Source organism: Janthinobacterium sp. C22 (assembly GCF_057919405.1).
In genome coordinates, this window is the sequence record NZ_CP193659.1 from 3,685,261 (window position 1) to 3,709,705 (window position 24,445).

Annotated in this window: 21 protein-coding genes and 2 pseudogenes; 12 read left to right on the plus strand and 11 right to left on the minus strand. The window is 60.8% G+C overall.

Annotation, left to right across the window (positions count from 1 at the left end; translation table 11 throughout):
- Positions 1-25: 25 nt before the first annotated feature.
- The 4 genes and pseudogenes from ACRHIG_RS17270 to ygfZ form a co-directional block, all read right to left on the minus strand.
- Positions 26-1,027, minus strand: a complete 1,002-nt coding sequence (locus ACRHIG_RS17270; protein WP_489627225.1) for a LacI family DNA-binding transcriptional regulator — start codon at positions 1,025-1,027, stop codon at positions 26-28.
- Between the two features lie 272 nt (positions 1,028-1,299).
- Positions 1,300-2,036, minus strand: a pseudogene (locus tag ACRHIG_RS17275) (NRDE family protein).
- Entirely contained in the window at positions 2,027-2,317 is a 291-nt protein-coding gene (locus ACRHIG_RS17280; protein ID WP_475414364.1) for a DUF4936 family protein, read from the minus strand. Before ACRHIG_RS17280 ends, ACRHIG_RS17275 begins: the two are co-directional and overlap by 10 nt.
- Before the next feature lie 7 nt (positions 2,318-2,324).
- Positions 2,325-3,443: a CAF17-like 4Fe-4S cluster assembly/insertion protein YgfZ gene (gene ygfZ, locus ACRHIG_RS17285; RefSeq protein WP_489627226.1), complete on the minus strand. Its 1,119-nt coding sequence runs from the start codon at positions 3,441-3,443 to the stop codon at positions 2,325-2,327.
- Between the two features lie 176 nt (positions 3,444-3,619).
- Between ygfZ and mltG the strand changes: the two genes are divergently transcribed.
- The 10 genes from mltG to ACRHIG_RS17335 all read left to right on the plus strand — a co-directional run bounded on the left by mltG (position 3,620) and on the right by ACRHIG_RS17335 (position 11,047).
- Entirely contained in the window at positions 3,620-4,606 is a 987-nt protein-coding gene (gene mltG / locus ACRHIG_RS17290) for an endolytic transglycosylase MltG (protein ID WP_475414366.1), read from the plus strand.
- 24 nt (positions 4,607-4,630) lie between these two features.
- Positions 4,631-5,272, plus strand: coding sequence for a dTMP kinase (tmk, locus tag ACRHIG_RS17295; RefSeq protein ID WP_489627227.1), 642 nt, complete (start codon positions 4,631-4,633; stop codon positions 5,270-5,272).
- A gap of 15 nt (positions 5,273-5,287) precedes the next feature.
- Positions 5,288-6,316, plus strand: a complete 1,029-nt coding sequence (locus ACRHIG_RS17300; protein ID WP_489627228.1) for a DNA polymerase III subunit delta' — start codon at positions 5,288-5,290, stop codon at positions 6,314-6,316.
- A 106-nt stretch (positions 6,317-6,422) separates the two neighbouring features.
- Positions 6,423-6,809, plus strand: a complete 387-nt coding sequence (locus ACRHIG_RS17305) for a VOC family protein (protein ID WP_489627229.1) — start codon at positions 6,423-6,425, stop codon at positions 6,807-6,809.
- A gap of 70 nt (positions 6,810-6,879) precedes the next feature.
- On the plus strand, positions 6,880-7,512 hold the full coding sequence (locus ACRHIG_RS17310) for a carbonic anhydrase (protein ID WP_489627230.1): 633 nt from the start codon (positions 6,880-6,882) through the stop codon (positions 7,510-7,512).
- A gap of 92 nt (positions 7,513-7,604) precedes the next feature.
- Positions 7,605-8,384 carry a TatD family hydrolase gene (locus ACRHIG_RS17315; protein ID WP_489627231.1) on the plus strand — a complete coding sequence of 260 codons (780 nt, stop codon included), beginning with the start codon at positions 7,605-7,607 and terminating at the stop codon, positions 8,382-8,384.
- A 16-nt stretch (positions 8,385-8,400) separates the two neighbouring features.
- Positions 8,401-9,051 (plus strand): ankyrin repeat domain-containing protein, encoded by a 651-nt coding sequence (locus tag ACRHIG_RS17320; RefSeq protein WP_489627232.1) that lies wholly within the window; start codon positions 8,401-8,403, stop codon positions 9,049-9,051.
- Positions 9,052-9,305: 254 nt separating this feature from the next.
- A complete protein-coding gene (locus tag ACRHIG_RS17325; protein WP_489627233.1) occupies positions 9,306-10,229 on the plus strand; it encodes a class I SAM-dependent methyltransferase in 924 nt (307 codons plus the stop codon).
- Positions 10,230-10,445: 216 nt separating this feature from the next.
- Complete coding sequence (locus tag ACRHIG_RS17330) at positions 10,446-10,694, plus strand: hypothetical protein (protein ID WP_070218342.1); 249 nt, start codon at positions 10,446-10,448, stop codon at positions 10,692-10,694.
- Positions 10,695-10,846: 152 nt separating this feature from the next.
- The gene (locus ACRHIG_RS17335; protein WP_489627234.1) at positions 10,847-11,047 is read left to right on the plus strand and encodes a hypothetical protein; all 201 of its coding nucleotides are present in this window, start codon (positions 10,847-10,849) and stop codon (positions 11,045-11,047) included.
- Positions 11,048-11,114: 67 nt separating this feature from the next.
- On the opposite strand, the gene ACRHIG_RS17340 is transcribed toward ACRHIG_RS17335, so the two are convergent.
- On the minus strand, positions 11,115-12,233 hold the full coding sequence (locus ACRHIG_RS17340) for a phospholipase A (RefSeq protein ID WP_475414374.1): 1,119 nt from the start codon (positions 12,231-12,233) through the stop codon (positions 11,115-11,117).
- Between the two features lie 285 nt (positions 12,234-12,518).
- Here ACRHIG_RS17340 and fusA point away from each other — a divergent pair, with 285 nt between their 5' ends.
- Positions 12,519-14,627 (plus strand): elongation factor G, encoded by a 2,109-nt coding sequence (gene fusA, locus ACRHIG_RS17345; protein ID WP_489627235.1) that lies wholly within the window; start codon positions 12,519-12,521, stop codon positions 14,625-14,627.
- Positions 14,628-14,727: 100 nt separating this feature from the next.
- Here the strand turns inward: fusA and ACRHIG_RS17350 are convergent, their stop codons facing one another.
- From ACRHIG_RS17350 to ACRHIG_RS17365, 4 genes and pseudogenes are all read right to left on the minus strand, one after another.
- Entirely contained in the window at positions 14,728-15,891 is a 1,164-nt protein-coding gene (locus ACRHIG_RS17350; RefSeq protein ID WP_489627236.1) for an EmrA/EmrK family multidrug efflux transporter periplasmic adaptor subunit, read from the minus strand.
- Between the two features lie 21 nt (positions 15,892-15,912).
- On the minus strand, positions 15,913-17,346 hold the full coding sequence (locus ACRHIG_RS17355) for an efflux transporter outer membrane subunit (RefSeq protein WP_489627237.1): 1,434 nt from the start codon (positions 17,344-17,346) through the stop codon (positions 15,913-15,915).
- Positions 17,347-17,495: 149 nt separating this feature from the next.
- Positions 17,496-18,868: pseudogene (locus ACRHIG_RS17360) on the minus strand (DHA2 family efflux MFS transporter permease subunit); the annotation flags it as partial.
- Between the two features lie 41 nt (positions 18,869-18,909).
- Positions 18,910-19,344, minus strand: a complete 435-nt coding sequence (locus ACRHIG_RS17365) for a MarR family winged helix-turn-helix transcriptional regulator (RefSeq protein WP_489627238.1) — start codon at positions 19,342-19,344, stop codon at positions 18,910-18,912.
- Positions 19,345-19,474: 130 nt separating this feature from the next.
- Between ACRHIG_RS17365 and ACRHIG_RS17370 the strand changes: the two genes are divergently transcribed.
- Positions 19,475-20,005 carry an SRPBCC family protein gene (locus ACRHIG_RS17370; protein WP_475414380.1) on the plus strand — a complete coding sequence of 177 codons (531 nt, stop codon included), beginning with the start codon at positions 19,475-19,477 and terminating at the stop codon, positions 20,003-20,005.
- Positions 20,006-20,141: 136 nt separating this feature from the next.
- On the opposite strand, the gene ACRHIG_RS17375 is transcribed toward ACRHIG_RS17370, so the two are convergent.
- Entirely contained in the window at positions 20,142-24,179 is a 4,038-nt protein-coding gene (locus ACRHIG_RS17375; RefSeq protein WP_489627239.1) for an NACHT domain-containing protein, read from the minus strand.
- A complete protein-coding gene (locus tag ACRHIG_RS17380; RefSeq protein WP_489627240.1) occupies positions 24,179-24,445 on the minus strand; it encodes a hypothetical protein in 267 nt (88 codons plus the stop codon). The genes ACRHIG_RS17375 and ACRHIG_RS17380 overlap by 1 nt, the downstream gene beginning before the upstream one ends.

Here is a 24,445-nt window from a genome sequence, read left to right on the forward strand (position 1 = left end):
ATGCATAGTCGGTTACGGTAAAAGGTCAGGGGCAGCCGCAGGAATTGCGCACGCGTAAGGTCGGCGACAAACGCTGCACGTGCTGGGCGCGGCCCGGGTTGGCGATACGGTCGATCAACAGGTCGACGGCCATGGCGCCCAGCTCTTCGAGCGGCTGCGCCATCACGGTCAGGCGGGGGCTGAAGTAATCGGCCCAGTCGAAATCATCGAAGCCGGCCAGCGCCACGTCTTGCGGCACCGCAATGTGGGCGTCGCGCAAGGCGTGCATGGTGCCGATGGTCATCAGGTTATTCCCGGCCACGATGGCCGTCGGACGCTGCGGCAGCGCCAGCAGTTCCCGCGTGGCCGCGCCGCTGCGTTCCAGGTTGGAGTCGCCCGAGCGCAGCAGGTCCGGGTCGAAGGCGATGTTGGCGCGCTGCAGGGCCAGGCGGTAGCCTTCGATACGCTCGTGCGTCGTCGACAGGCCGGGCGCGCCGCTGATGAAGCCGATGCGGCGGTGGCCGTGGGCCGCGATCAGATGGCTGACCAGTTCTGCCGTCGCCTCGATGTTTTCCACGCCCACCTGGTCGAACGGCTGCGGCGACATGCGGTCGACCAGCACGGAAGCGATCTTGTTGCTGGTCAAGTAGTCGAGCGTGCGGTTGCGCGCGTCGCCCGAAGGCGCCAGCACGATGCCGTCGACCCGGCGCTGGTGCAAGTTCTGCACCACCTTGAGTTCCTGCTCGGGATCGTCATGCGTATCGGAAAACAGCATCATCAAGCCGTGGCGCGTGCAAGCCGCCTCGATGGCGCGCACGGTTTCACTGAAGTAATGATTGGTGAAGGCGGAAATGGCCACGCCGATGGTGCCCGACGAAGAGCCGGCCAGGGCGCGCGCCAGCATGTTCGGCACATAGCCGATCTGCTGCATGGCCGTGTTGACTGCGGCGACGGTTTTCGGGCTGACCTTGCGGGTGCCGTTGAGTACGTGCGAAACGGTCGACAACGATACGTCCGCCGCCCGCGCTACATCTTCCATGGTGGCCATGGTGTCTCCTGATGGTTTTATTCTTATTGTGTGCTGCGATAGTGTGCGGCTGTGTCGCCGCGTTGGAATCTATCGTAAACAAAAGAAAGCGCTTGCGCAAGCGCTTTCTTTTTTGCGGATGGGTGGTGGGTGGGTTTTCGATGAGGATAGGGGAAGCTTGCGTAGGTCGGATTAGCGCGCCGGAGGCGCGCGTAATCCGACATCGGGGACGGTGGTGATGCCGGTTGAGGGCGCTGGTGTTGTCGGCTTACGCGCTTGCGCGCTAAGCCGACCTACTGGATCACCAGCTCATGCAATTCGCCGGGCGAATCGGGGAACAATTTGACGACGGTGGACGTGCGCGTGCCGTAGCCGGGTGTTTCGATGCAGACGGCGGACAGCACGCGTTCGAGGTCGAGCGGCACGCCCGTGTCGGGCAGGCGGAAGTCCGGTGCGCGCGTGGTGTCGGCCAGCATGTCGAAGTAGGCTTCGTCGGGCGCGCCCTGGCACAGCAGGCTGGCGAACTGGGCCTTGGTCTTCAGCACCTTGGGCCACGGCGCGTCGAGCAGGGCGTTCGACAGGCCGTAGATGCCTGGTTCCAATGGCTGGCCATTGCGCGCATCGCCATCGCCCCGGTTGGAAAACCAGATCAGCGTATCCGCGTCGCCCAGCACCAGGTTGAAACCGTTGTAGGCTTTGCATCCGGGGCGGATCTGCGCGATATAGTCCTGCGGCGACATGCTGCCCGCCAGGTAGCCGGCCACCAGGGCGCCGCGCGAGGGAGCGTCCGGATTGCGGTCTTGCGGGCTGCGGATATTCGTGATGGCGGCAAAGCGCGAGCTGCCGCTGCCGGCCTGGGTGATGCCCATCCAGCTGCCGCCCGCCTGCAGGTCGCGGCCCGCGTACACTTGCGGGTGTTCCGGCCAGGCCCCGGCGGGGCGCTGGCGCGTTCATAGAATTCGTCGCGGTTGGCGGCGGCAATCAGCGGGATGTGCGGATTGACTTTCCAGGCAAAAACGATCAGGCACATGGGGGCAAATCCATGAACACTTCCGTATGGCGCGCGCCGGCCGTCAGGGACAGCAAGCCCGCCTCGTCGGCGGCCGCGGCCAGTTGTTCGGCAAAACCTTCGCCGACGACGGGGTAGATTTCCATCCACGTCTGCAAGCCATCCTTGGCCTCGGGGCGGCGCTTGAGTTGCGGCGCCACGCCGGACGCGGCCGCCAGTTTCGCCTGCAAGGCGCGCACCCGGGCTTCCAGCGCCTGGGCGTGCTCTTCCTTGACCTGATAATAAATGTACAAATCTTTCATGGCATTCTCACAAGTCGAGTGCGTCGAGCACGTAAGGCATGGGCAGGAACTGCACGTGACCACCCTGGACCGAGCCGTAGCGCACGGCGCCGGCGGCGCTTGAACCTTCTTCGATTGCCCCCAGCTTCATTTCGACGAGGGCGTCGATGCCGCCCACGCCGTTCGGCGCCGCGTTGACGACCATGCCGCAAGGCTGCTCGGGGTCGCTGACGGCAAACAGTTCGCCGCCGGCCACGACGGATGCATCGGCGATGCTGACGAGGGTGGTGCGGCGCTTGAGCTTGCCCAGGTACTGGCTGCGCGCGACGATTTCCTGGCCCGGGTAGCAGCCTTTCTTGAAATTGACGCCGCCCAGCAGCTCGAAGTTGACCATCTGCGGCACGAATTGCTCTTGCGTGGCGGCCGTGATCTGCGGGATGCCCGCATGGATGTCCGACAATTGCCAGGCGTCATTGCTGCCCTTGGCCAGTTTCTCAGCCAGCTGCGGCCACACGTCGCGCGCCGTGGCGGCCGATGTCAGCCATTGGTAGCGGGCGCTGCCAAAGGCATCGGCCACGCGCAGCAGGGTGCCCAGCGCATGCTCGACCTTGCTGAACGGCGCGGCGGGCAGGGCAGGGAACCAGGCGGACAGGGCCGCGCCGGCTTGCCTGCCGCCGAGGCCCAGGACGACTTGGTTCGCTTCATCCAAGGTCGCATCGTGCAGCTTGGCCTTGGCGCGCAGCACGAACATCTGCAGGCGCTTCTGGATGGCCGGCTGTATGGCGCGCGGCAATTGCAGATAAATGGTGGTGGCGTTGCGCCACATCAGGAAACTGGCCAGCAGGCGGCCTTTCGGCGTGCAGTAGCCGGCCAGGCGTACTTGCTCCTGGTTCAGATGTTCCACGTCATTGGTCAACTGGCCGTGCAGGAAACTGGCCGCATCGTCGCCGTTCAAGCCGATCAAGCCCTGGTCCGTGATGGCCGCGACAAAACCTTCTTGCAGCTGCGGCACGGTCAGGGATGAGCCGAAATCGGCGATGGGGGAGACGCCGGTGGCAAGCGCGGTGCCGTCAGGCGCGCCATCGGTGGCGGCGGGGCGGGCGCCTTGGGCAGTTAAAAATTGATTCCAGTTATTCATAATTTCCATTAGATCAGCGATTAAGCATTATCATTACGGGTTCATTATAGTGATGTCGCGCAGATTGCGTCGGCAGCGGCAAGATTGCCAGTGTTGGCGCCGCTTTGCGCGCACTTGCTTCACAAATGAACGATCATAACAAGCGCGCGTTGCCCGCCAGCGAGCGCATCACAAGAATCGGAACAATGGCTTTCTTTAAAAAACTTGTAGTCAGTTCAGTCATCGCCGCCATCGGCGTGGGCGGTACTTTTGTGTACTGGGCGCAGCAGCCCATCACCACGGACGGCGAAGCGATCCCGTTTACGATCAGCCCGGGCAGCGGCGCGCATGCGGCCGGCCAGCAGATCGCGGACGCGGGCGTGCCCATCGTGCCCATCCTGTTCAACATGCTGGCGCGCATCGAAGGCAAGACCTCGAAGATCAAGGCCGGTTCCTACGAGCTGAAACCGGGCACGACGCCGCAGCGTCTGATCACGCAGCTGGCGCGCGGCGAGTTCGCGCAGGAATCCTTGACCATCATCGAAGGCTGGACTTTCAAGCAGATGCGCGCGGCCATGGCGAATCATCCCGGCCTCAAGCACGATACGGCGGGCCTGTCCGACAAGGAACTGATGGCGAAGATCAGCCCGGAATACGTGTTGCCGGAAGGCCTGTTCTTCCCCGATACCTATCTGTTCGCCAAGGGCGCCAGCGAAATGCAGATTTTCAGGCAGGCGCACACGGCCATGATCGGCCGGCTGTCCGAAGCGTGGGACAAGCGCGATCCGGCCTTGCCATATAAAAACCCGTACGAGGCGCTGATCATGGCGTCCATCGTGGAAAAGGAAACGGGCCAAAAGTCCGAGCGGGCCATGATCGCCGGCGTGTTCGTCAACCGCCTCAAGACGGGCATGCTGCTGCAGACGGACCCGACCGTAATCTATGGCATGGGCGATAACTACCAGGGCAAGATCCGCAAACGCGACCTGGAAGCGGACACCCCGTACAATACCTACACGCGCGGCGGCTTGCCGCCCACGCCGATCGCCCTGGCCGGCGCGCAATCGCTGACGGCGGCCCTGGCGCCGGCCCGCACGCAGGCCCTGTATTTCGTCGCGCGCGGCGACGGCACCAGCCAGTTCTCGGCCAACTTGCCCGACCATAACCGCGCCGTGAACCAGTACCAGCGCTAATATCCTTATCAGATCAAGAGTTTCATGACACAACACTATCAACCCCGCTTCATCACCTTCGAAGGCATCGATGGCGCGGGCAAGTCGACGCATATCGGCTTTGTTACCGATTACCTGCGGCAGCGGGGCGTGACCCTCGTCTCGTCGCGCGAACCGGGCGGCACCAGCCTGGGTGAAAAGCTGCGCGAACTGCTGCTGCATGAAAAGATGCACCTGGAAACGGAAGCCCTGCTGATGTTCGCCAGCCGCCGCGAACACATCGCGCAAGTCATCGCGCCCGCCCTGGAACGGGGCGAGTGGGTCATTTCCGACCGCTTTACCGATGCCAGTTTCGCCTACCAGGGCGGCGGGCGCGGCATGGACTTGCGCAAGATGGAGCAGCTGGAAGCGTGGGTGCATCCGCATCTGCAGCCGGACATCACGTTCCTGTTCGACGTGCCGCTGGCCGTGGCTAGAGCCCGCCTGGACGCCACGCGCGCACTGGATAAATTCGAGCAGGAGCGGGCGGACTTCTTTGCCGCCACGCGCAATGAGTATCTACGCCGTGCGGCCCAGTTCCCGCAGCGTTTCCGCATCATCGATTCCACGCAAAGCATTGCCGACATCCAGGTCCAGCTGGCAAAACTGCTTGATGAATTGCTTGAGCAAAGTGTTGCAATACGTTGATTGACAAAGAATAATATGACCAGTTCTCTCTATCCGTGGCAACAGGACGCCTGGCAGCAGTTGCAAGCCTTGCGCCCGCGCATGCCGCACGCCATTTTGTTCCATGGCGCGCAAGGCATCGGCAAGGCCGACTTCATCGAGCATTTTGCGCAAGCGCTGCTGTGCGAAGACGTGCGCGCCGACGGCCATGCCTGCGGCGCCTGCGCCTCGTGCGGCTGGTTTAGCCAAGGCAACCATCCCGATTACCGCCGCGTGCGTCCGGAAGCGCTGGAAGACGAGGTGGCCGACGATGGCGAAGAGGGCGAAGGCGCGAAGAAAAGCGCCAAGAGCAAGACGCCGTCGAAAGACATCAAGATCGAGCAGATCCGCAACCTGGCCGACTTCATGAACATTTCCACGCACCGGCAAGGCTTGCGCGTGGTGGTACTGTATCCGGCCGAGGCGCTCAACACGCCCGCCTCGAACGCCTTGCTGAAAACGCTGGAAGAGCCGCCGCCGGGCACCCTGTTCCTGCTGGCATCGAACAGTCTGGACCGCTTGCTGCCGACGATTTTGTCGCGCTGTCGCAAGTTTGCCTTGCCCATGCCCAGCCACGAGCAGGCTTTGACCTGGCTCAAGGCCCAGGGCTTGAGCGATGCGGACAGCTGGCTGCGCGAGCAGGGCGGCGCGCCGCTGGCGGCGCTGGCCCAGTCCGAGTCGGGCGGCCGCGAGGAAACGGAACAGTTGCTGCAGGTACTGGCCAATCCCGGCGTGGAAGCGGCCCTGAAGGCGGCCGACAAATTACAGAAGGCGCCACTGGCGCCGCTGGTGGCGTCCCTGCAGCGCTGGCTGTACGACGTGTTTTCCGTCAAGTTGTCCGGCACCATCCGCTACTACCCGCGCCACCGGCGCGAACTGGAGGCGCTGGCCGGGCGCATCAACGTCAGCCGCCTGATGGCCGCCATCAAGTCGGCCAACGAACGCCGGGCGATTGCCGAGCATCCCCTGTCGCCCAAGCTGTTCCTCGAAGACATGTTGCTCGACTACGCATCCAGTTGCCAATAAAATCAAGTACTTGGATTGTAAAGTTAATGTAAATTATCTCTGCGCCGTTTGCCACGCCGGCAAGCCGGTGTTACAGTCAAGGCACTGGACAGCAACGGAGGCGTGCATGCAACGGGTCACTGGCATCGGCGGCATCTTTTTCCACGCGCAAGACCCGGCGGCGCTGCGCGCCTGGTACCAGCGCCACCTGGGCCTGGACGTGCAGCCCTGGGGCGGCGCCGCCTTCACCTGGACGGACGCCGCTGGCCAGCCCACGGCCGGCACCACCATCTGGTCCGTGGCGGCCAAGGACAGCGAGCAATTTGCGCCCGGCAAGGCGTCCTTCATGATCAATTACCGGGTCGACGACCTCGATGCGCTGCTGCAAGCCCTGCGCGACGAAGGCTGTAATGTGCTGGACAAGGCGCCGGACTCGGCATACGGCCAGTTCGGCTGGGTCATCGATCCCGAGGGCAACAAGGTGGAACTGTGGCAGCCGCCAAAGGGGCAGTAGGCGGGTGCAATAGGCAATGCAGGCGCCAGATCAGCGATAATACGGGTTCGGCTAACCATTTCATTTATTTATGCGCGACATTATTGCTGGATTCCTACGTTTCCAAAAAGAGGTTTTTCCTGAGCGCCGCGAGTTGTTCAAGACCCTGGCCACGGGACAAACTCCCAAGGCCCTGTTCATTTCCTGCTCGGACAGCCGCATGGTGCCCGAACTGGTGACGCAGCGCGAACCAGGCGAACTCTTCGTGATTCGTAACGCGGGCAACATCGTGCCCTCGTACGGACCCGAGCCGGGCGGCGTCAGCGCCACGGTGGAGTTTGCCGTGTCGGCCCTGAACGTGACCGACATCGTCATTTGCGGCCATTCCGATTGCGGCGCGATGAAGGCGATCGCCACCTGCGCCTGCCTCGATCACATGCCGGCCGTGCGCAGCTGGCTGCACCACGCGGACGCGGCGCGCATGATCAACGAATCGGTCGAGCATCCGACGGAACAGTCGCGCATTGACGGCATGGTGCGCGCCAACGTGGTGGCGCAGCTGAATAACCTGCGCACCCATCCCTCGGTGGCGCTGGCCATGGCGCAACATCGTCTGACCCTGCACGGCTGGGTGTACGACATCGAGAACGGCTCGCTCGACGCGCTCGACGAATCGACCGGCAACTTCGTTCCGCTGGCGGAACACCCGGCCTCACAGATGTAATCGGCTGCCAGCATCCGAACCGCCCCGGCAGGGGATGCGCGCCGCCGCCGTTGCCCTGCCGGTTTTTGCTCCCTCCGGTACAATCCCGCCTTATGTATATCGATTCCCATTGCCATATCAATTTCCCCGAGCTGGCCGCTCGCATGCCCGAGATCCTCGCCAAGATGGCCGAGAACAAGGTGACGCACGCCCTGTGCGTGTCCGTCGACCTGCCGGACTTTCCGCAGGTGCTGGCTCTGGCCGAGCAGTATCCGCATATCTTTGCCTCCGTCGGCGTGCATCCCGACTACGAAGACACGCCTGAACCGTCGGTGGAAGACCTGGTGCGCCTGGCCGACCACCCGAAGATCATCGCCATCGGCGAGACGGGCCTCGACTATTTCCGCCTGACGGGCGACCTGGAGTGGCAGCGCGAGCGTTTCAGGACCCACATCAAAGCTTCAAGAATCACCCGTAAACCCTTGATTATCCACACAAGAGCGGCCAGCGAAGACACCATCCGCATCATGCGCGAAGAGGGCGCGGGCGTGGCCGACGGCGGCGTGGCCGGCGTCATGCATTGCTTTACGGAATCGCTGGAAGTGGCGCGCGCCGCCATCGATATGGGTTTCTATATTTCGTTTTCCGGCATCGTCACGTTCAAGAGCGCCAAGGATTTGCAGGCGGTGGCGCTGGAAGTGCCGCTCGAGCGCATCTTGATCGAAACGGATTCGCCGTACCTGGCGCCCGTGCCGTTCCGCGGCCGCATGAACGAACCGGGCTATGTGGCCCACGTGGCGGAATACCTGTCGACCCTGAAAGGCATTCCCCTGGACCAGGTGGCGCGCCAGACGACGGAAAATTTCTTCAAGTTATTCAATCAGTTGCCATAACTTCTTAAGGTAAAACATGATGAAAAAACTCGCGCTGGCGATGCTGCTGTGCTGTGCCGCCGCCAGCCAGGCGGCGCCGGAACCCGATGCGTTCTTCCGCGCCGTGTCCGTCAACAACGCCAGCGGCGTGCGCAGCATGCTGATTGAGGGCATGAATCCGAACCAGCCTGACGCGCAGCGCGGCGATATTCCCCTCGTGCTGGCCTTGCGCGACGATGCGGACCGGGTTTTCCAGGTGCTGCTCGACGCGCCGGGCATCGACATCGAGGCCCGTTCGGCCAACGGCAACACGGCGTTGATGATGGCCGCCTACAAGCACAAGCTGGACGCGGTGAACGCCTTGCTGGCCAAGGGCGCCAAGGTCAACCAGAGCGGCTGGACGGCGCTCCATTATGCGGCCTCGGCCGGCGACCTGCCCATCATGAAGATTTTTCTGGAGCGCGACGCCGTGGTCGATGCGCGCGCGCCCGCCAACGTCACGCCGCTGATGTTTGCCGCCCGCGAAGGACAGGAGGGCGCCGTCAAGCTGCTGCTGTCCTGGGGCGCGGACGCCAGCCTGAAGAGCGACCATGGCTGGACGGCCGCGCAGTTCGCCCAGGCCGGCGACAAGCCCGGCGTGGTCGCCATCATCGAAGCGGCACAGAAGGCGCGCGCAGCCCGCAAGTGATCGTTCTAGTAATATTTTCCATGCCAGCGCTGAAACTGGCATGGAATTGCCTCTCACCTCAGCCCTTTGTTCTCCCTGGCGATTAACGATAATGATCGTGTCGCATTAATCAGGAGATTGTTCGCATGGGCCATCCCACCACCGTCAGGCGCCGGCTGTATTGTCGCCGCCCCGCGCGCAGCCCGTGCGATATCACTGCTTTCTGGAATGACAAAACCGATCGGCCATCGGAGCCAGACTCCAAGAGGACAGACATGCTGAATGAACGAGAAATCGAGAGTTGTTACCTGGGGCAATTTATCCCCGTCCATTACCATCACAATATGTTGATGGACCAGAACCGCATGCACGGGTTCAAGTCGGCGATCGATTATGCGGTGAAACCCGGGATGAAGGTGCTGGAGCTGGGCGGCGGCACGGGCGTGCTGTCGTGGTTCGCGGCCGCGCGCGCCGACAAGGTCTGGTGCGTGGAGTTCAATCCGGACATGGTCAAGGAAGCGCGCAAGATGCTGGCGCTCAACCCGAACGGTGAAAAGGTGGAAGTCGTCCACGCGGACGCCTTTGAATATCTGCCGCCCGAGCCTGTCGACGTGGTCATCTGCGAAATGATCCATGTAGGCATGCTGCGCGAAAAGCAGGTGGAAGTGATCGAATCGTTCAAGCGCCGCTACCTGGCCCGCTTCGGCGGCCCGCTGCCGATCTTCCTGCCCGAGGCCGTCATCATGGCCGTGCAGCCGATGCAGCAGGAATACGATTTCGAGGGTTTTTACGCGCCCATCGTGCAATTCCAGGAAACCACGGCCATCCACCCTGGCGTGCAGGAGTTGGCGCCGCCGTCCGTCTACAGCATCATCGACTTCAGCCAGCCGACGGACAGCGTGTTCGGTTTCGACGGCAAGTTCGTCGTCGAGCGCAGCGGCACCCTGAATGCCTTGCGTTTCGTCACCAAGAACATCCTGGCCGTGGTGCCTGAGCGCTCGACCACCATCGACTGGCTGAACCACTACATGTGCCTGCCGCTGGCCGCGCCGCTGGCCGTGAAGGCGGGCGACGTGCTGCAGGTGAGCTTCCAGTACCGCGCGGGCGGTTCGATTCCTTCGCTGGAAACGTCGATCCGCGCGCAGGTGATCTATGACGTCAACCTGCAGCCAGTCACGCAGAACCCCGTCTACGCCTGACCAGCTGACCAACCCTGCTGCGCGTCGCGATTTGCGGCCTGCGATGCTCACCGTACTAAAGTACGGTTGCGCTTCTTAGCCACAACTCACTGCCGCTCGCGACGGTTTTGTCAGCCGTTCGAAACCAAATTTGGGCAACGCCGCAGCGATTTCATCCTGCGGCGTTTGTCCATTCAGGGTATATTCCGTCTTTTACCACTGGACAGCTTTATTATCATGGAACAGATCGATCAGCGTTACCTCGTGCAACAGAACAAAATCAGCGACGGCGAGACCAAGCCGCCCGTGTTTGCCAAGGTAATGCGCAGCAAGGAAGGCGTGTTTGAAGGCGTGTCCTTCATCAAGTCGAAGGACAAGGCCTCCATCCTGACCATCGAAGAGGCCAACCAGGCCATCAAATGGGCCGCCAGCAAGAAGCCGAACGCGCACGAATACATCACGAAAGTGATTTGCGTCGGCCAATAAGCCCCCGTTCATTCCCGTTTTTGCACCGTTCATCCCCGCATTGTGCCGTTCATCGCATGGCCGTTGCCGCCGCGGCGGCGCTTGACTACAGTGCCGTCACGGTAGCGGGGCAAGCACGGCTTGCTCCGCACATTTCATTCGAGGGGAACGCGATGCTGGGATTCGTGCTGTGGCTGCTGCTCTTGCTGGTGTGCTGGCCCCTGGCCTTGCTGGCCCTCGTGCTGTATCCGCTGGCCTGGCTGCTGTTGCTGCCATTCCGCCTGATCGGCATCGGCGTGGAAGGCGTGTTCGAATTGCTGCGCGCCATCGTCATGCTGCCGGCCCGCGTGCTGGGCGGCGGCGGGCGGCACTGAACTGGATTTCCCATAAAAAAATGGCGCCGTCGGCGCCATTTTTTTATGCATGTACCGTTTACACCGCTTACAGGTCGACCATGAAACCGGCGCCGATCGATTTCTGCGAATAGTTGTAGTCGATCAGGCTCTGTCCATAGCCGGAGAATAGCTGCAGATAGCCTTTCAGGTTGGCCTTCAATGGGAAGGCCCAGCTTGCCTGCATGGAGCCATGCTTCTTGCTGAAATTGCGGCGCGCCGTGACGGCGTATTCATGGCCCTTGTTGCGGTAGCTCACGCGCAAGTCGCCATGCCCCATGTAATCGGTGATGTCGATATTGTCATTGTCGGTCTTGCCATTGTCGAGGCGGTGCCAGATGCGCGTCGTGACGGCCAGGTTGTCTTTTTCCATGCCCAGCTCGGCATACACGCGGTTCCAGCTGCGCGACAGGGTCGACGTCTGGCCGTTCGACTGGTGCACCAGGCCCAGGTTCAGGTAGTTGAATTCCACGCCCGCGAAATTCTTGTTGATCGGCAAGATCAGCATCAGCTCCGGCTGGTAATTGGTCTCGCGGAAGGGGCTCGAAGCCTTGCGGTTATATGCCTGCCAGAAACTTTGCTGCGTATAGCCGAACCACATGTCGATGGGCGTGCCGGCGATGTCTTCCAGCAGCTTCATCTTGAAACTCAGCTGGAACGTCAATTCCACGTGCTGGCTCTTGATGCCGCCCGGCGTGAAATCCTGGAACGGTTCGTCGTTCGAGGCGTCGCTGTAGTTGGCCAGCAGCAAATAAGTGTCGCGGTGCGGGCGGAAGTTGAACAGGCCCCGCTTCGAAGCATCGTTGAGTTCCCACGATTGCTGGGTGCGCGAAATCGGTGCTTCCGGCGGCGCCGCGCCAGCCTGCGCGATGGCGGGGATGGCGGCGTTGACGGCATCCGGCGTGGCCACGCCCGGCGGGCTGACGGGCGTGATGGGGGCAACCTCGGCAGCCGCTGCCAGGGTGACGGCAGCCGTGGCAGGGTCGCCGCCGGCGGCGATGGTGGCTTTTTCCGCCGCCTTGGCCAGGGTGTCGAAGCAGCCCAGGCGGGCGCTGGCGTCACCAAGCACGGCGCAACGCTGCATTTGCTGTTCCAGTTCGCCGGCCATGGCCAGCGCCGGCGACGCGAGCAAGGAGGAGAGGATTATTTTTCTTAGTTGGATGGTCATAGGCTGAGTGGGGCATGTCATTCGGTGCGCACCTGGGCTGCATGCCGGCGGCGTCGCCTTGCACGATAATTTACGGTGCGTGTTGATTTTGATTAATCTTTACTGGATTAATAAAGTTGAAAGTATAGCGGAATCTCTTGTTTATTCTATGCAACGCGCGTGCGCGCTAATGTTAGTGTTGTACGCATGGTAAAAGATGGTTACGCGCCGCTCTCCAAATCGATGTCTGCTACACTGGAAAACCGGCGCAAACACAGTCGTGCCGGGCTAGCCATGGAGATTGTGATGACCCGCAAAACACCTATCGAGCGCTACCGCAACATCGGCATCAGCGCCCATATCGACGCCGGCAAGACCACCACCACCGAGCGCATCCTGTTTTATACGGGGGTGAATCACAAGATCGGCGAAGTGCACAATGGCGCCGCCACCATGGACTGGATGGAGCAGGAGCAGGAACGGGGCATCACCATCACCTCGGCCGCCACCACGGCGTTCTGGAAAGGCATGGCCGGCAACTTCCCCGAACACCGCATCAACATCATCGATACGCCCGGCCACGTTGATTTCACGATTGAGGTGGAGCGCTCGATGCGCGTGCTCGACGGCGCCGTGATGGTCTACGACGCCGTCGGCGGCGTGCAGCCGCAATCGGAAACCGTGTGGCGGCAAGCCAATAAATACCACGTGCCGCGCATCGCCTTCATCAACAAGATGGACCGGGTGGGCGCGGATTTCTTGCGCGTGCGCAAGCAGATCGGCGAGCGCCTGAAAGGCGTGGCCGTGCCCATCCAGCTGCCCATCGGCGCGGAAGAGCATTTCACGGGCGTCATCGACCTGCTGAAGATGCGCGCCATCACCTGGGACGACGCCAGCCAGGGCGTGCAGTTCAGCTATGGCGAGATTCCCGCCAGCTTGCAGGCGCAGGCGCGGGAATGGCATGAGCACCTGGTCGAACACGCGGCCGAGGCCACCACGGAGATGACGGAACGCTACCTGAATGGCGACACGTTCACCGAAGCGGAGCTCAAGCAGGCCTTGCGCGCGCGCACCATCCGCAACGAAATCGTGCCCATGCTGTGCGGCAGCGCTTTTAAAAACAAGGGCGTGCAGGCGATGCTCGACGCCGTCATCGAATACCTGCCGTCGCCGCTGGAAGTGCCGCCCATCATGGGCCACGACGAGCACGACAACGAGGTGGAGCGCCATCCGGCCGACGACGAGCATTTCTCGGCCCTGGCCTTCAAGATCATGACGGACCCGTTCGTGGGGCAACTGACCTTCTTCCGCGTGTATTCCGGCGTGGTCAATTCGGGCGACATGGTCTACAACCCCACCAAGAGCGCGCGCGAGCGCTTGGGGCGCATCCTGCAGATGCATGCGAACGAGCGCAAGGAAATCAAGGAAGTGTATGCGGGCGACATCGCCGCCGCCGTGGGCCTGAAAGCCGTGACGACGGGCGACACCCTGTGCGCCATCGACCACGTCATCGTGCTGGAAAAGATGATTTTCCCGGAACCCGTGATTTCCCAGGCGGTCGAACCGAAGACCAAGCCGGACCAGGAAAAGATGGGCATCGCCCTGAACCGCCTGGCGCAGGAAGACCCGTCGTTCAAGGTGCATACGGACGAGGAATCGGGCCAGACCATCATGTCGGGCATGGGAGAATTGCATCTGGAAATCCTGGTCGATCGCATGCGCCGTGAATTCGGCGTGGAAGCGAACGTGGGCAAGCCGCAGGTGGCGTACCGCGAAACCATCACGCGCACGGTGGAAGACGTCGAGGGCAAGTTCGTCAAGCAGTCGGGCGGACGGGGCCAGTACGGCCACGTGGTGCTGAAACTCGAACCGCTGGAGCCGGGCACGGGCTACCAGTTCGTCGACGCCATCAAGGGCGGCGTCGTGCCGCGCGAATTCATCCCCGCCGTCGACAAGGGCATCATCGAAACCCTGAAGGCGGGCGTGCTGGCCGGCTATCCGGTCGTCGACGTGAAGGCCACGCTGACGTTCGGCTCCTACCACGACGTCGATTCCAACGAAAACGCGTTTCGCATGGCCGGCTCCATCGCCTTCAAGGATGGCATGCGCAAGGCATCGCCCGTGCTGCTGGAACCGATGATGCAGGTGGAGGCGGAAACGCCGGAAGAATTCATGGGCAACGTCATGGGCGACTTGACGGCCCGGCGCGGCATGGTGCAGGGCGTCGACGACATTCCCGGCGGCGCGGGGCGCATCGTCAAGGCCCTGGTGCCGCTGGCGGAAATGTTCGGCTATTCCACCACCCTGCGCTCGCTGACCCAGGGCCGCGCCACGTACACGATGGAATTCAAGCATTATGCGGCCGTGCCCAAGCATATCCTGGACCAGGTGGCATCTGCCGGCAAGGCCAGGTAGGTCGGATTAGCGGGGCAACGCCCCGCGTAATCCGACACCACCAACGGCCGTGCCAACAATGTTGTCGGCTTACGCGCGTTGCGCTAAGCCGACCTACGCATCAATTCAGAAGATTCTGCGCAATGATGGCATCGGCCATTTTCTCCGCCTCGCCCACGGGCTGCTCCAACACCTTGGTCGTGTAGACGGTGGACGCCACCATCGGCTGGTCCAGGGTTGCCCCTTCGCCATGGCTGGTATCGACCGTCACCGTGGTCGACAGGCCGATGCGCAGCGGGTGGGCGGCCAGTTCCTTCGGATCGAGCGTGATGCGCACGGGCACGCGCTGCACCACCTTGATCCAGTTGCCCGTGGCATTTTGCGCCGGCAACAGCGAAAACGCGCTGCCCGTGCCGGCCGACATGCCCAGCACCTTGCCGTGGTAGACCACCTTGCTGCCGTACAAGTCCGTTTCGATGGCGGCCGCCTGGCCCACGCGGATATTGCGCAATTCCGATTCCTTGAAGTTCGCGTCGACCCATAACTGGTCCAGCGGCACGATGGACATCAGGGGCGTGCCCGGCGTCACGTGCGACCCCAGCTGCACGCTGCGCTTGGCGACATAGCCCGAAACGGGGGCGACCACGGCGTTGCGGCGTACGGCCAGCCACGCCTGCAGCACGTCGCCCCTGGCCGCCAGCACGGCCGGATGGCTGGCCAGGTTGACGCCGGCCACGCCCGATTTGGCCGACTCGGCCTGGCGCTGCGCCACCGTCAAGGCCGCTTTGGCGTCGTCGACGGCCTGTTTCGCATGAACAAGGTCTTCGCCCGAGATCGTGTGGTCCAGCGCCAAGGGGGCGCGGCGGGCCAGGTTGCCCTGCGCCGTGGCCAGGGCCAGGCGGCGCTGCGCGATGACGGCGTCGTACTGCGCCACGCTGGCATAGCGCTCGCGTTCCTGGCGCACGATGTTGCCCAGGCGCGCCTCGGCCTGGCTCAGGGCCAGGTCCGCATCGATGGCGTCCAGCGTGATCAGCGGCGCGCCCGCTTTCACCATCTGCGTCTCGTCGGCGCGGATGGCGTCGACATTGCCCGTCACTTGTGCGGACAGGGTGACCAGGTTGCCGCCCACATAGGCGTTGTCCGTGACTTCCTCTTTGGCCAGCACCAGCTGGTAATACGCGCCCCAGGCCGCGCCAGCGACGAGAAAGGCGGCCGTGATGGCGATCAGGACGGCCTTGCGCTTGCCCGGCTGTTCGGTGGAGGTGGTTGTGGTTTCGCTGCTCATGATGTGTTCCGTAATCGATCGTTATTGTTTAGTCGTCGCGGCGGCAAAGTCGCTGCTGCCCCGGTAGCCGCCGCCCAGTGCCACGGTCAGGCTGATTTCCGCGTCCTGGCGCTGGTTTTGCAGCTGCATGCCCAGGTCCACCTGGCCGCGCACGGTCATTTCCGCATTCAGCTGGGTGGCGCGGTCGGCCAGTCCCTGTTTCAGGCGGGCATTGGCGTTGCGCAGCTGCGCTTCGCTGGCGCGCAGGTTGTCCTGCTGCAGGCGCAGCTGGTTTTTCACGCCTTGCACCCTGGCGCCCGCCTGCGCCACGTCGCGCACGACATTGAAGACGTGCTGGTTGTAGTCGGCGATCAGTTCGTTGCGTTCGCTGCGCGCGCCGGCAAGCTGCGCCTGCAGGCGGCCGCTGTCGAACAGGGGCAGCGACAGGGCCGGGCCGATGAACAGGGTGCGGCTGCCCGATTGCAGCAGCTTGCCCAGCTTGATGGCGTCGAGGCCGAACGAGGCCCCCAGGTCGATATCGGGGTAGAACGACGCCTGCGCCGCCTCGATCTTGCTCATGGCCGCCTGTACCCGCCAGCGCGCCGCCTGCAAGTCGGGCCGGCGCGCCAGCAATTCCATGCCCAGCTTGCCGGGCAGCGCATGCGGCAGCGCCAGGGCCTGTCTCGGCTGCAGGCTGGCCAGCGCCGAGGCATCCGCACCCAAGAGCGCGCGCAAGGCTTCCCGTTCCGTGACGATCTGCGTTTCCAGCAAGGCGATCTGCTGCTGCAGCAGGCTCAAACGCGTTTGCGCGGACAGATGGTCGTCGCTGACGCCGAGGCCGTTGGCGATGCGTTTTTCCTTGTCGACCACCAGCTGCTGCTGCAGCTTGACCAGCGCATGCAGGTTGTCCATGCGGGCCCAGCCGTTCTGCATGCTGAAGTAGTGGCGGGCGATCTCGGCCGCCAGCATCTGTTCCGCCATCGCGTATTCGGCGCGGCGTGCATTGACTTCACCGAGGCTGGCGGCGATCTGCGCCTTGTGCCTGCCCCACCAGTCCAGGTCGTAATGGGCTTGCACGCCCACCGTGACCTCGTTGTAGTAATTGCCGCCGATGGGGGCGGGCATCAGGCCGTTGCCCGAATAGCGCTGGCGGCTGGCATTCGCGCCCAGGTCGACCCTGGGGCCGCGCTCCGCGTGTTGCGCGTCGAACGCGGCAAGGGCCGAGCCGATGCGGGCATTTGCCACCGCCAGGTTCGGGCTGGCGGACAGCGCCTGGTCGATCAGCTGGTCCAGCTGATCGTCCTGGAACTGGCGCCACCATTGGGCGGCGGGCCACCCTTCGCTGGCCAGGTGGATGTCGGCCGCCAATTGCACGGTGGCCAGGTCTTGCTGCGGCAGCTGTTGCGTGTCGGGCGGGATGCTGGCGCAGCCGGCCAGGGATAAACTGAGCGCCAGGACGCTGAGGGAGAGTTTCATCGGTGTGTGCATGAGGGTTATTCCATGGCCGCGTGGTCGACCACGACAGGCGCATTTTTCTTCGGTGGTTTGATCAGGAGCAAAAGCGGCAGCACGAGGATGGTCAGCCACATCATCAGCCAGAAGTCGTCGAGGTAGGCGATCATCGACGCCTGCCGCGTGATTTCGCCATTCAGCGCCGCCATGCCCGTGCTCGTGCCCAGGTCGAACACCTGGGCGATGCCGGGGTCATGCAGGGCCGGATTGGCGATGGTGATGTGTTCCGTCAGGGACGCATGGGCGATCTGCGTATTGCGCACCAACAAGGTCTGCACGAGGGCGATGCCGATGCTGCTGCCGATATTGCGCACCAGGCTGTAGATGGCCGTGCCTTCCGCCCGCATCTGCGGCGACAGGGTGGCGAACGTGGCCGCGCTCAGGGGCACGAAGACGAGGCCCAGGCCGATGCCCTGGATGATGCCGTTCCATACGACCGTCTTCGGCACCAGGTCCAGGGTGAAATTGGCCATTTGCCACAGCGAAAACGCGGTAATGGAAAAACCCACGCCCAGCAGGATGCGCGTATCGATCTTGCCCGTCAGCCTGCCGACGATCAGCATGGCCAGCATCGTGCCCAGGCCGCTGGGCGCCGTCACCAGGCCGGCAATGGCCGCCGGGTAATTCATCAAGCCTTGCAGCATGGACGGCGTCAGCGCGCGGGTGGCGAACAGCACCATGCCGACGATGAAGATGAACAGCAAGCCGCTCACATAGTTCGAATTCTTCAGCAGGCGGTAGTCGAGGAAGGACTTGCCGGCCGGGCGCAGCGCCGTGTGGGCGATGAAATAACACAGGCTCATGGCCAGCACGATGGCTTCGATCCACGTTTCGGTGGAGGAAAACCAGTCATTCTGCTCGCCCCGGTCCAGCAGCATCTGCAGCGCGCCGATGGACAGGCTCAAGGTGGCAAAGCCGAACATGTCAAAGTTCATGCGGCGGTTGGGTGGGTCCTTGCGGATGTAGCGCCAGATGCCATAGAAGGCCATGGCGCCGATGGGGATGTTGATGAAGAAGACCCAGCGCCAGCTGTAGCTGTCCGTCAGCCAGCCGCCCAGTGTCGGTCCCAGGATGGGGCCGATCATCACGCCCATGCCCCAGATGGCCATGGCCGAGCCGTGCTTTTCGCGCGGATTGATATCGAGCAAGACCGCCTGCGACAGCGGCACCAGGGCCGCGCCGAACACGCCCTGCAGCAAACGGGCGGCGACGATCTCGGACAAGGTGCCGGACAGGCCGCACAGCACGGAGGCGAGCGTGAAGCCGGCAACCGACACGAGAAAGGTGTTTTTTGGCCGAAACGGTCGCACAGCCAGCCCGTCAGGGGCGTGGCGATGGCGGCGGCGACGATGAAGGAGGTCAACACCCAGGTGATCTGGTCTTGCGAGGCGGACAGGCTGCCTTGCATGTGGGGCAGGGCGACGTTGGCGATGGTGCCGTCGAGCGCCTGGATGATGGTGGCGAGCATGATCGATATCGTGATCATGCGCCGGTTCAGGGTGGGGTCTTGTGAAGCGGGAACGGAAGTCACGCAAACTTCTCCGTCGCCGCCTGCAGTGCCTCCAGCAGTTCGGTGGCGGCCCGCAATTGATCGGGATCTATGCCCTGCAGCAGTTCCTTGCGGAAGCCGTCCGCTTCCTTGCGCACGGTCTCATAGACCTGCATGCCTGCCTCGGTCAGCACGACGAGTTTCACGCGGCGGTCCGTTTCCGACGGCTGGCGCTGCACGAAGCCCGATTTCACGAGCCGGTCCAGCATCGACACCATGGTGGGGTTTTCCACGCCCAGCTGATGGGCCAGTTCGCTTTGCGAGGGCGGCTGCGGCGATTTGGCGATCATGGCGATGCACATCCAGCTCGCTTGCCCCAGGTCCAGGTCTTTCAGGCGCCGGTCGATCGCATGGCGCCAGCCGCGCGCCGTCTTGTGGAGCGCGGCGGAAAAGCGCTCTTCGATAGAAATCATAAGGTGAGCCGTCTAATGGTTAGGTGTCTAACTAATATTCTAGCATGCCGGTTTGACCGGCGTACAGGCCTTTCCGTTTGTCTACGCCGCTGTTACATTAACAGTCAGCCCACCACCATCAGGAGACAGCATGACGACGGAAAAACAGAAGCAGGACGGACAGCACCGCGACAGCAGCGACTTTGTCATCACGCAAACCTTCGACGCGCCGCGCGAGCTGGTGTTCCAGTCGTGGGTGGAGCCTGAGCGCCTGGCACAATGGTGGGGCCCCGTCGGCTTCGAATTGAGCGTGCTGGCGCTGGACTTGCGGCCGGGCGGCGTCTTCCACTACGGCATGCGCGCCGACAATGGCTACGAGATGTGGGGCAAGTTTACTTATCAGGCCATCGAAGCGCCGGAAAGGATCGTCTCGATTTTGTCCTTCGCCGACAAGCAGGGCAATGCCGTGCAGCATCCGGTCAGCGCGACTTGGCCATTGGAATCGTTCAATGTCATGACCCTCACGGAAGAAAACGGCAAGACGACGATGACCTTGCGCTCGACGCCGCACAAGGCCACCGATGAGCAGCATGAGACTTTCCTGGAAGGGCATGAGTCGATGACGCAGGGGTTTAAGGCTACCTTCGCCCAGCTGGCGCAGTACCTGGCGCGGGTTCAGTGAGCGTATTGTTTTGAACGGCGGGCCAGAGCCGCGGGCCTGAGAAAACGGCCATGGCTGCGTTGCTTGGGCTCGCCGTATATTCGCGGAAACCCTCTTGCCGAGGTTAGCTGAGTACACTCTCAAAGACTTGTATATACTATGTCCAAGAGAAATCCAAGACCATTCCGTGAAGCCGGTCAAAATACGAAGGCGGGATTAGCTGAGAAAAAGATTGCGCCATCGTCTCCGCGCTTGTCGGACGCGTACGTGTTGGCGTTACCTGTGTTTTGTGCCCAGCAAACATCACCAAGTACACGCCATGGTAGCCAGAGTCGGGATCAGGCGCATACAGATCCATTAACTGTGTATCCCACGCACGCCATACGTTTGGATGGCTATCGAGTTTTACTTCCACTGGAACACTCATGTGGCGCCCTGGCCGAGTCAGCGTAATCGCCATATCTGACCGTTTATCGCGTGCCGTTGGCTGCTCCTTTCCAATGTGAATGCCCATTGGCTTCATTTCGATATTGAGCAAATCCAGGAACCTGTCTCGGCAAACATTCTCAGTTTCGGGTATACGATTTCCTCCTTTATCCTCACGCCAAAAAATTCCCAGCATGTTAGTTCCACCATACCGGATGCGGCGCATTAAGGTGTCTACATGAGCAAGAACGAAGGCCACTAGATCGAGTTCAGTCGCCGGCTCACGATTGCTCAATACTTCGGCAACTTTTAATGGATCTACGATGCCAAACGTCGCTGCTAGAACACGCGCTTTGCTTTGTATCTGATACTCCGAAAGTTTGTAGCGCCAAGGCATCAGCTCAGAGTCTTGCTGCAAATTGAAAAGTTCAAGTGTCGCTGATGCGGAGGTGCGCGATGCGAGTTCAGCCAGCAAAGCTGTAACCCCCGAACGTATGCTATCGTCTTTCCTGACGCTAAAAATCGCATCTACGCGAGGGGAAACCAGTCGCCCTAATTGCCCCACCAGCTGGCCAATCAATGAAATCGGCATCCGGCTCAAAATGATTCTTGGCAGTGGCTGATCAAATACATGACAACATGCGGCCGCGCGCTCCAGGTCCCCTGATACAAGGGCAAGTAGCTCCTCAAATCGCTCGTCAGAGTATGCAAGCGATGTGGCCAACGCGACGGTTTGTTCGATGGGAGTGACTTTAGGCTCAGATAGCGTCGACTGAACCCATAGCTCAAGCTCTGCTTGGTTGGAGTATTTGATCGCAGACTGGAGAACTCCACCTATCGGGCTTTTGGGGAAGTCACTTTCAAACGGAATCGTCATCTGTGCTAATAAGAAATTCAAGACGTCTACTGGTGCGTTTGACTGCAGAGGGAAGTAGTCCAACCACTGTACAGCGCCCAGGCGATCGTCGCAACGGCGCAGCATGTGTGATAAGAACGTCTTCATTACACCAGCGACTTTTTCGGATTGCGAACTCGCAAGTGCCGTGAACCACTTCGGCTTCCGTCCAGTAACCAAGCTGAATGCGAGTAGTGTCAGCGCATATGGATATTTTGAAATTCCCAAAACGCTATCCTCACCGTTCCATTTCTCATCTGCGGCATAGAGGCAGACCGGCTGGATCAAAAAACTCTCTTGGCTTTCATTTAGCTCGATCACTTGGGACCAAGTGGGAAGCTCGCCTCGATCAAGCACCCCGCTTAATGAGTCGATCGCGCGCTGCGCAGTGGACACGTCACTTCCAAGAAAACTTTGCACGCGAAGCACTGGCGAGACGTCGTTGACTCCATATCCTCCACGCTCCATTACAACCAAAATATCATGCATCAGCCCCGGCGAGACCCCGCCAGATAGAATTACTTCGAGCGCAGGCGCTAGTGCCTCACGGCGTTGAGCTTGATCATTGGCAATTTGTTCCGCACGCTCGATTTGATGGGCACGGGCATCACGACGCCAGTCGTCCAAAGACGTAGAAGTTTCGGCCTCGCACCAAGCATCGACAGCCGGCCAACGGCCACCATACTCATGTATCCAGGCGTATATTCGATCCAGACCATTTGGAAAACGGTCAGGTGCATTGGCAGCGGCCCATGCGGCGGCACCAAAACAGAAGCGCACAATCTCTTCCTCAACATGCAGCGCGGCCACTTGTAGCAACCACGCATACCAACCTTCCGGGACTTGCTGGTCTTTCAATAGCACGTGTTGCCAGCTCGAAAACTGAGATGCCTTGGTTTGCGCATGCAATTGCACCAGCCCGAACTCATATACAGCTTTCAAATGATCGGGATGTACAACCAACCATTTGCTTAACTCCTGTGCCTTTGATCCTTCCCATGCACGATAACCGTATTCATTCAGGCCGGAGGCAATCCAATGATATAACTGCTCTCCTTTCAACTCCGCACCGAGACTGCAGGCAGCGTGCAGAATGGCGCCATAATAAAAGTCGTTGAAGGAGTGTTCTTGGTCCCAGCGGGCACCATGCGCAACCAGCTCGCAGATGGAGTCGATCAAAATCACCGCCTCAGTTTCCGGCACTTTGTTCCATAATTCCAAATGCCAAAAATTGCGGTAACTCCCGAAAAAATTATTACGTCGAGGTGGGAGAAGAAATTCCAAAATCAAAGTTCTAGTATTTATTGTTGCAGGATACAGTGCGTTTAGCAACCGTCCAGCCAGTTCATCGTCACTATCCTCGACTGTTCCATCCCGGATAGCGGCAAGCAGTGGTGACATATAAAGACCCTGCGGATCCGACTTCGCTATCAGAACTTCTACTGCTGTCTGGCGGACGATATCCCAATGCCGTGCATCTCCTGCAACCACCGCGACAAACGATAGGAGACGCGGCATTGCTTGGCCATGTTCAATTGCCTCCAACACCGACAGCAATAACACTTCGTCAGCGTCTTCAAAACGATCCCGCATCAAGATGCCTGTTAGATACGATTCCATATTAGAGGTGCCTAATCCGCCAAATGCTTCGGACTGCCAGTCCCGGCGCCCCACACCCGGTAATAGACAGGCGGCACGATGAATGGATTCAAAGACGAGGCGCTTAGTCTCAGTGTTGAAGTTGAGAACGTCGCCATAATAGACAACGGCCAGAACATCGTACTGAATCAGCACCTCTCGATGATGGGAAAAGCTAACCAGCCATGCGTAAAGCCCCCTCAGAGAGTCAACAATTCCCCCAACGGCACCACTCATCAAAGCGAGGATCCGGGTAATGGGTAAACCACTCTCCAGCTGTATCGACAATGCCCGTGCCGCGAGATACTCCGCGATCGAACGATGTCGGTACCAGCGCTCTGCGCCAACCGCCACAAACATGGTGGTGTTCAGCGCAAGCTTGCTCCGTGCCGCGCTGATCCCCAAATGCCTTGTCAACTCTCTTATTGAAATACTGCTGGCATCTTTGCCCGAGGTACGGTAAGTTGAACGATCCGAAAGCAACAGGATTGCGCACAACATGCCTGCATCATCCAAAAGTTCATCGGTATTGACTGGTTCCGTAAGTCGCTCATGGCTTTCGTTGTGTTCTTCTGCCAGCCTTTGACATGCGAGCTGAAAAATCTCTGTTCGACTTGCTGGCCAGGCATCTCCGGAAACCGCACTTACAAGCAAGTCAAGCAGCATTGGATTGCCCAACATTGATTCAAGACCATTCTGCTGTGCTCGTTCAATAAATGCTAACGGATCACTCAACCGATTTGGCGTCCAGTCCTGTAAAAGCCGCTCAATCTCTGCTTCGCTCAAAGGTTGAAGTTGTAACTCAACAATCTGTCCATGCCCGTAAACGCTTTCTAGCTCCTTGGTGTCTAAGTGAAGCCAATCGGCTGCGCGACAAGACAAACGAAAACTTGGCCGCCCAAGCCGTTGGAGCTTCGTGATCAACCGATCCAACGGCTGATTCAACTGTCCGTCAGCCGCGCGCTGCTCATCCATAGCATCGATGAACAATGTGCGACGTCGATCGGCATCATCAAGTTCCGAGCGCAGAAAATCACGTACAGTCGTATAGCGCGCACTATCGCCTAGAGTGGCTGCCTCGCGTTCAAACAACGTGGACTTGCCAGACCCTGGCTCACCTAGCAGCACGTAAGCTATATGCTCCCGAAATGACTCGATAGGTTCAGCAAAATGATGCTGCTCCTTCGCCTGCCGCATAACGTGCCGTGAAATATAAGTAGCAGGGCAGGTAGACATCAGAATACCACTACAGAGTTTGGAGTAAACGATCGCGAAATTGGTAGTTGTGAGGCAAAAATCATGGAGGCGTATTTTGTGTGGGTATTGGCAATAATACACCGCAATATGCCGTAGCCTAGGTCAAACTGGGTTTTTGCAAAGGAGATTTTTTTGTTGAAATTTTTCTTAGTAGACATCAGGCCAGTATTAATGCTGATGGCTCCATGCTCTCCCGCATGGTTTACCTTCATCGCCCGGTTCGAAAATTGCGTATTCGCATGCAT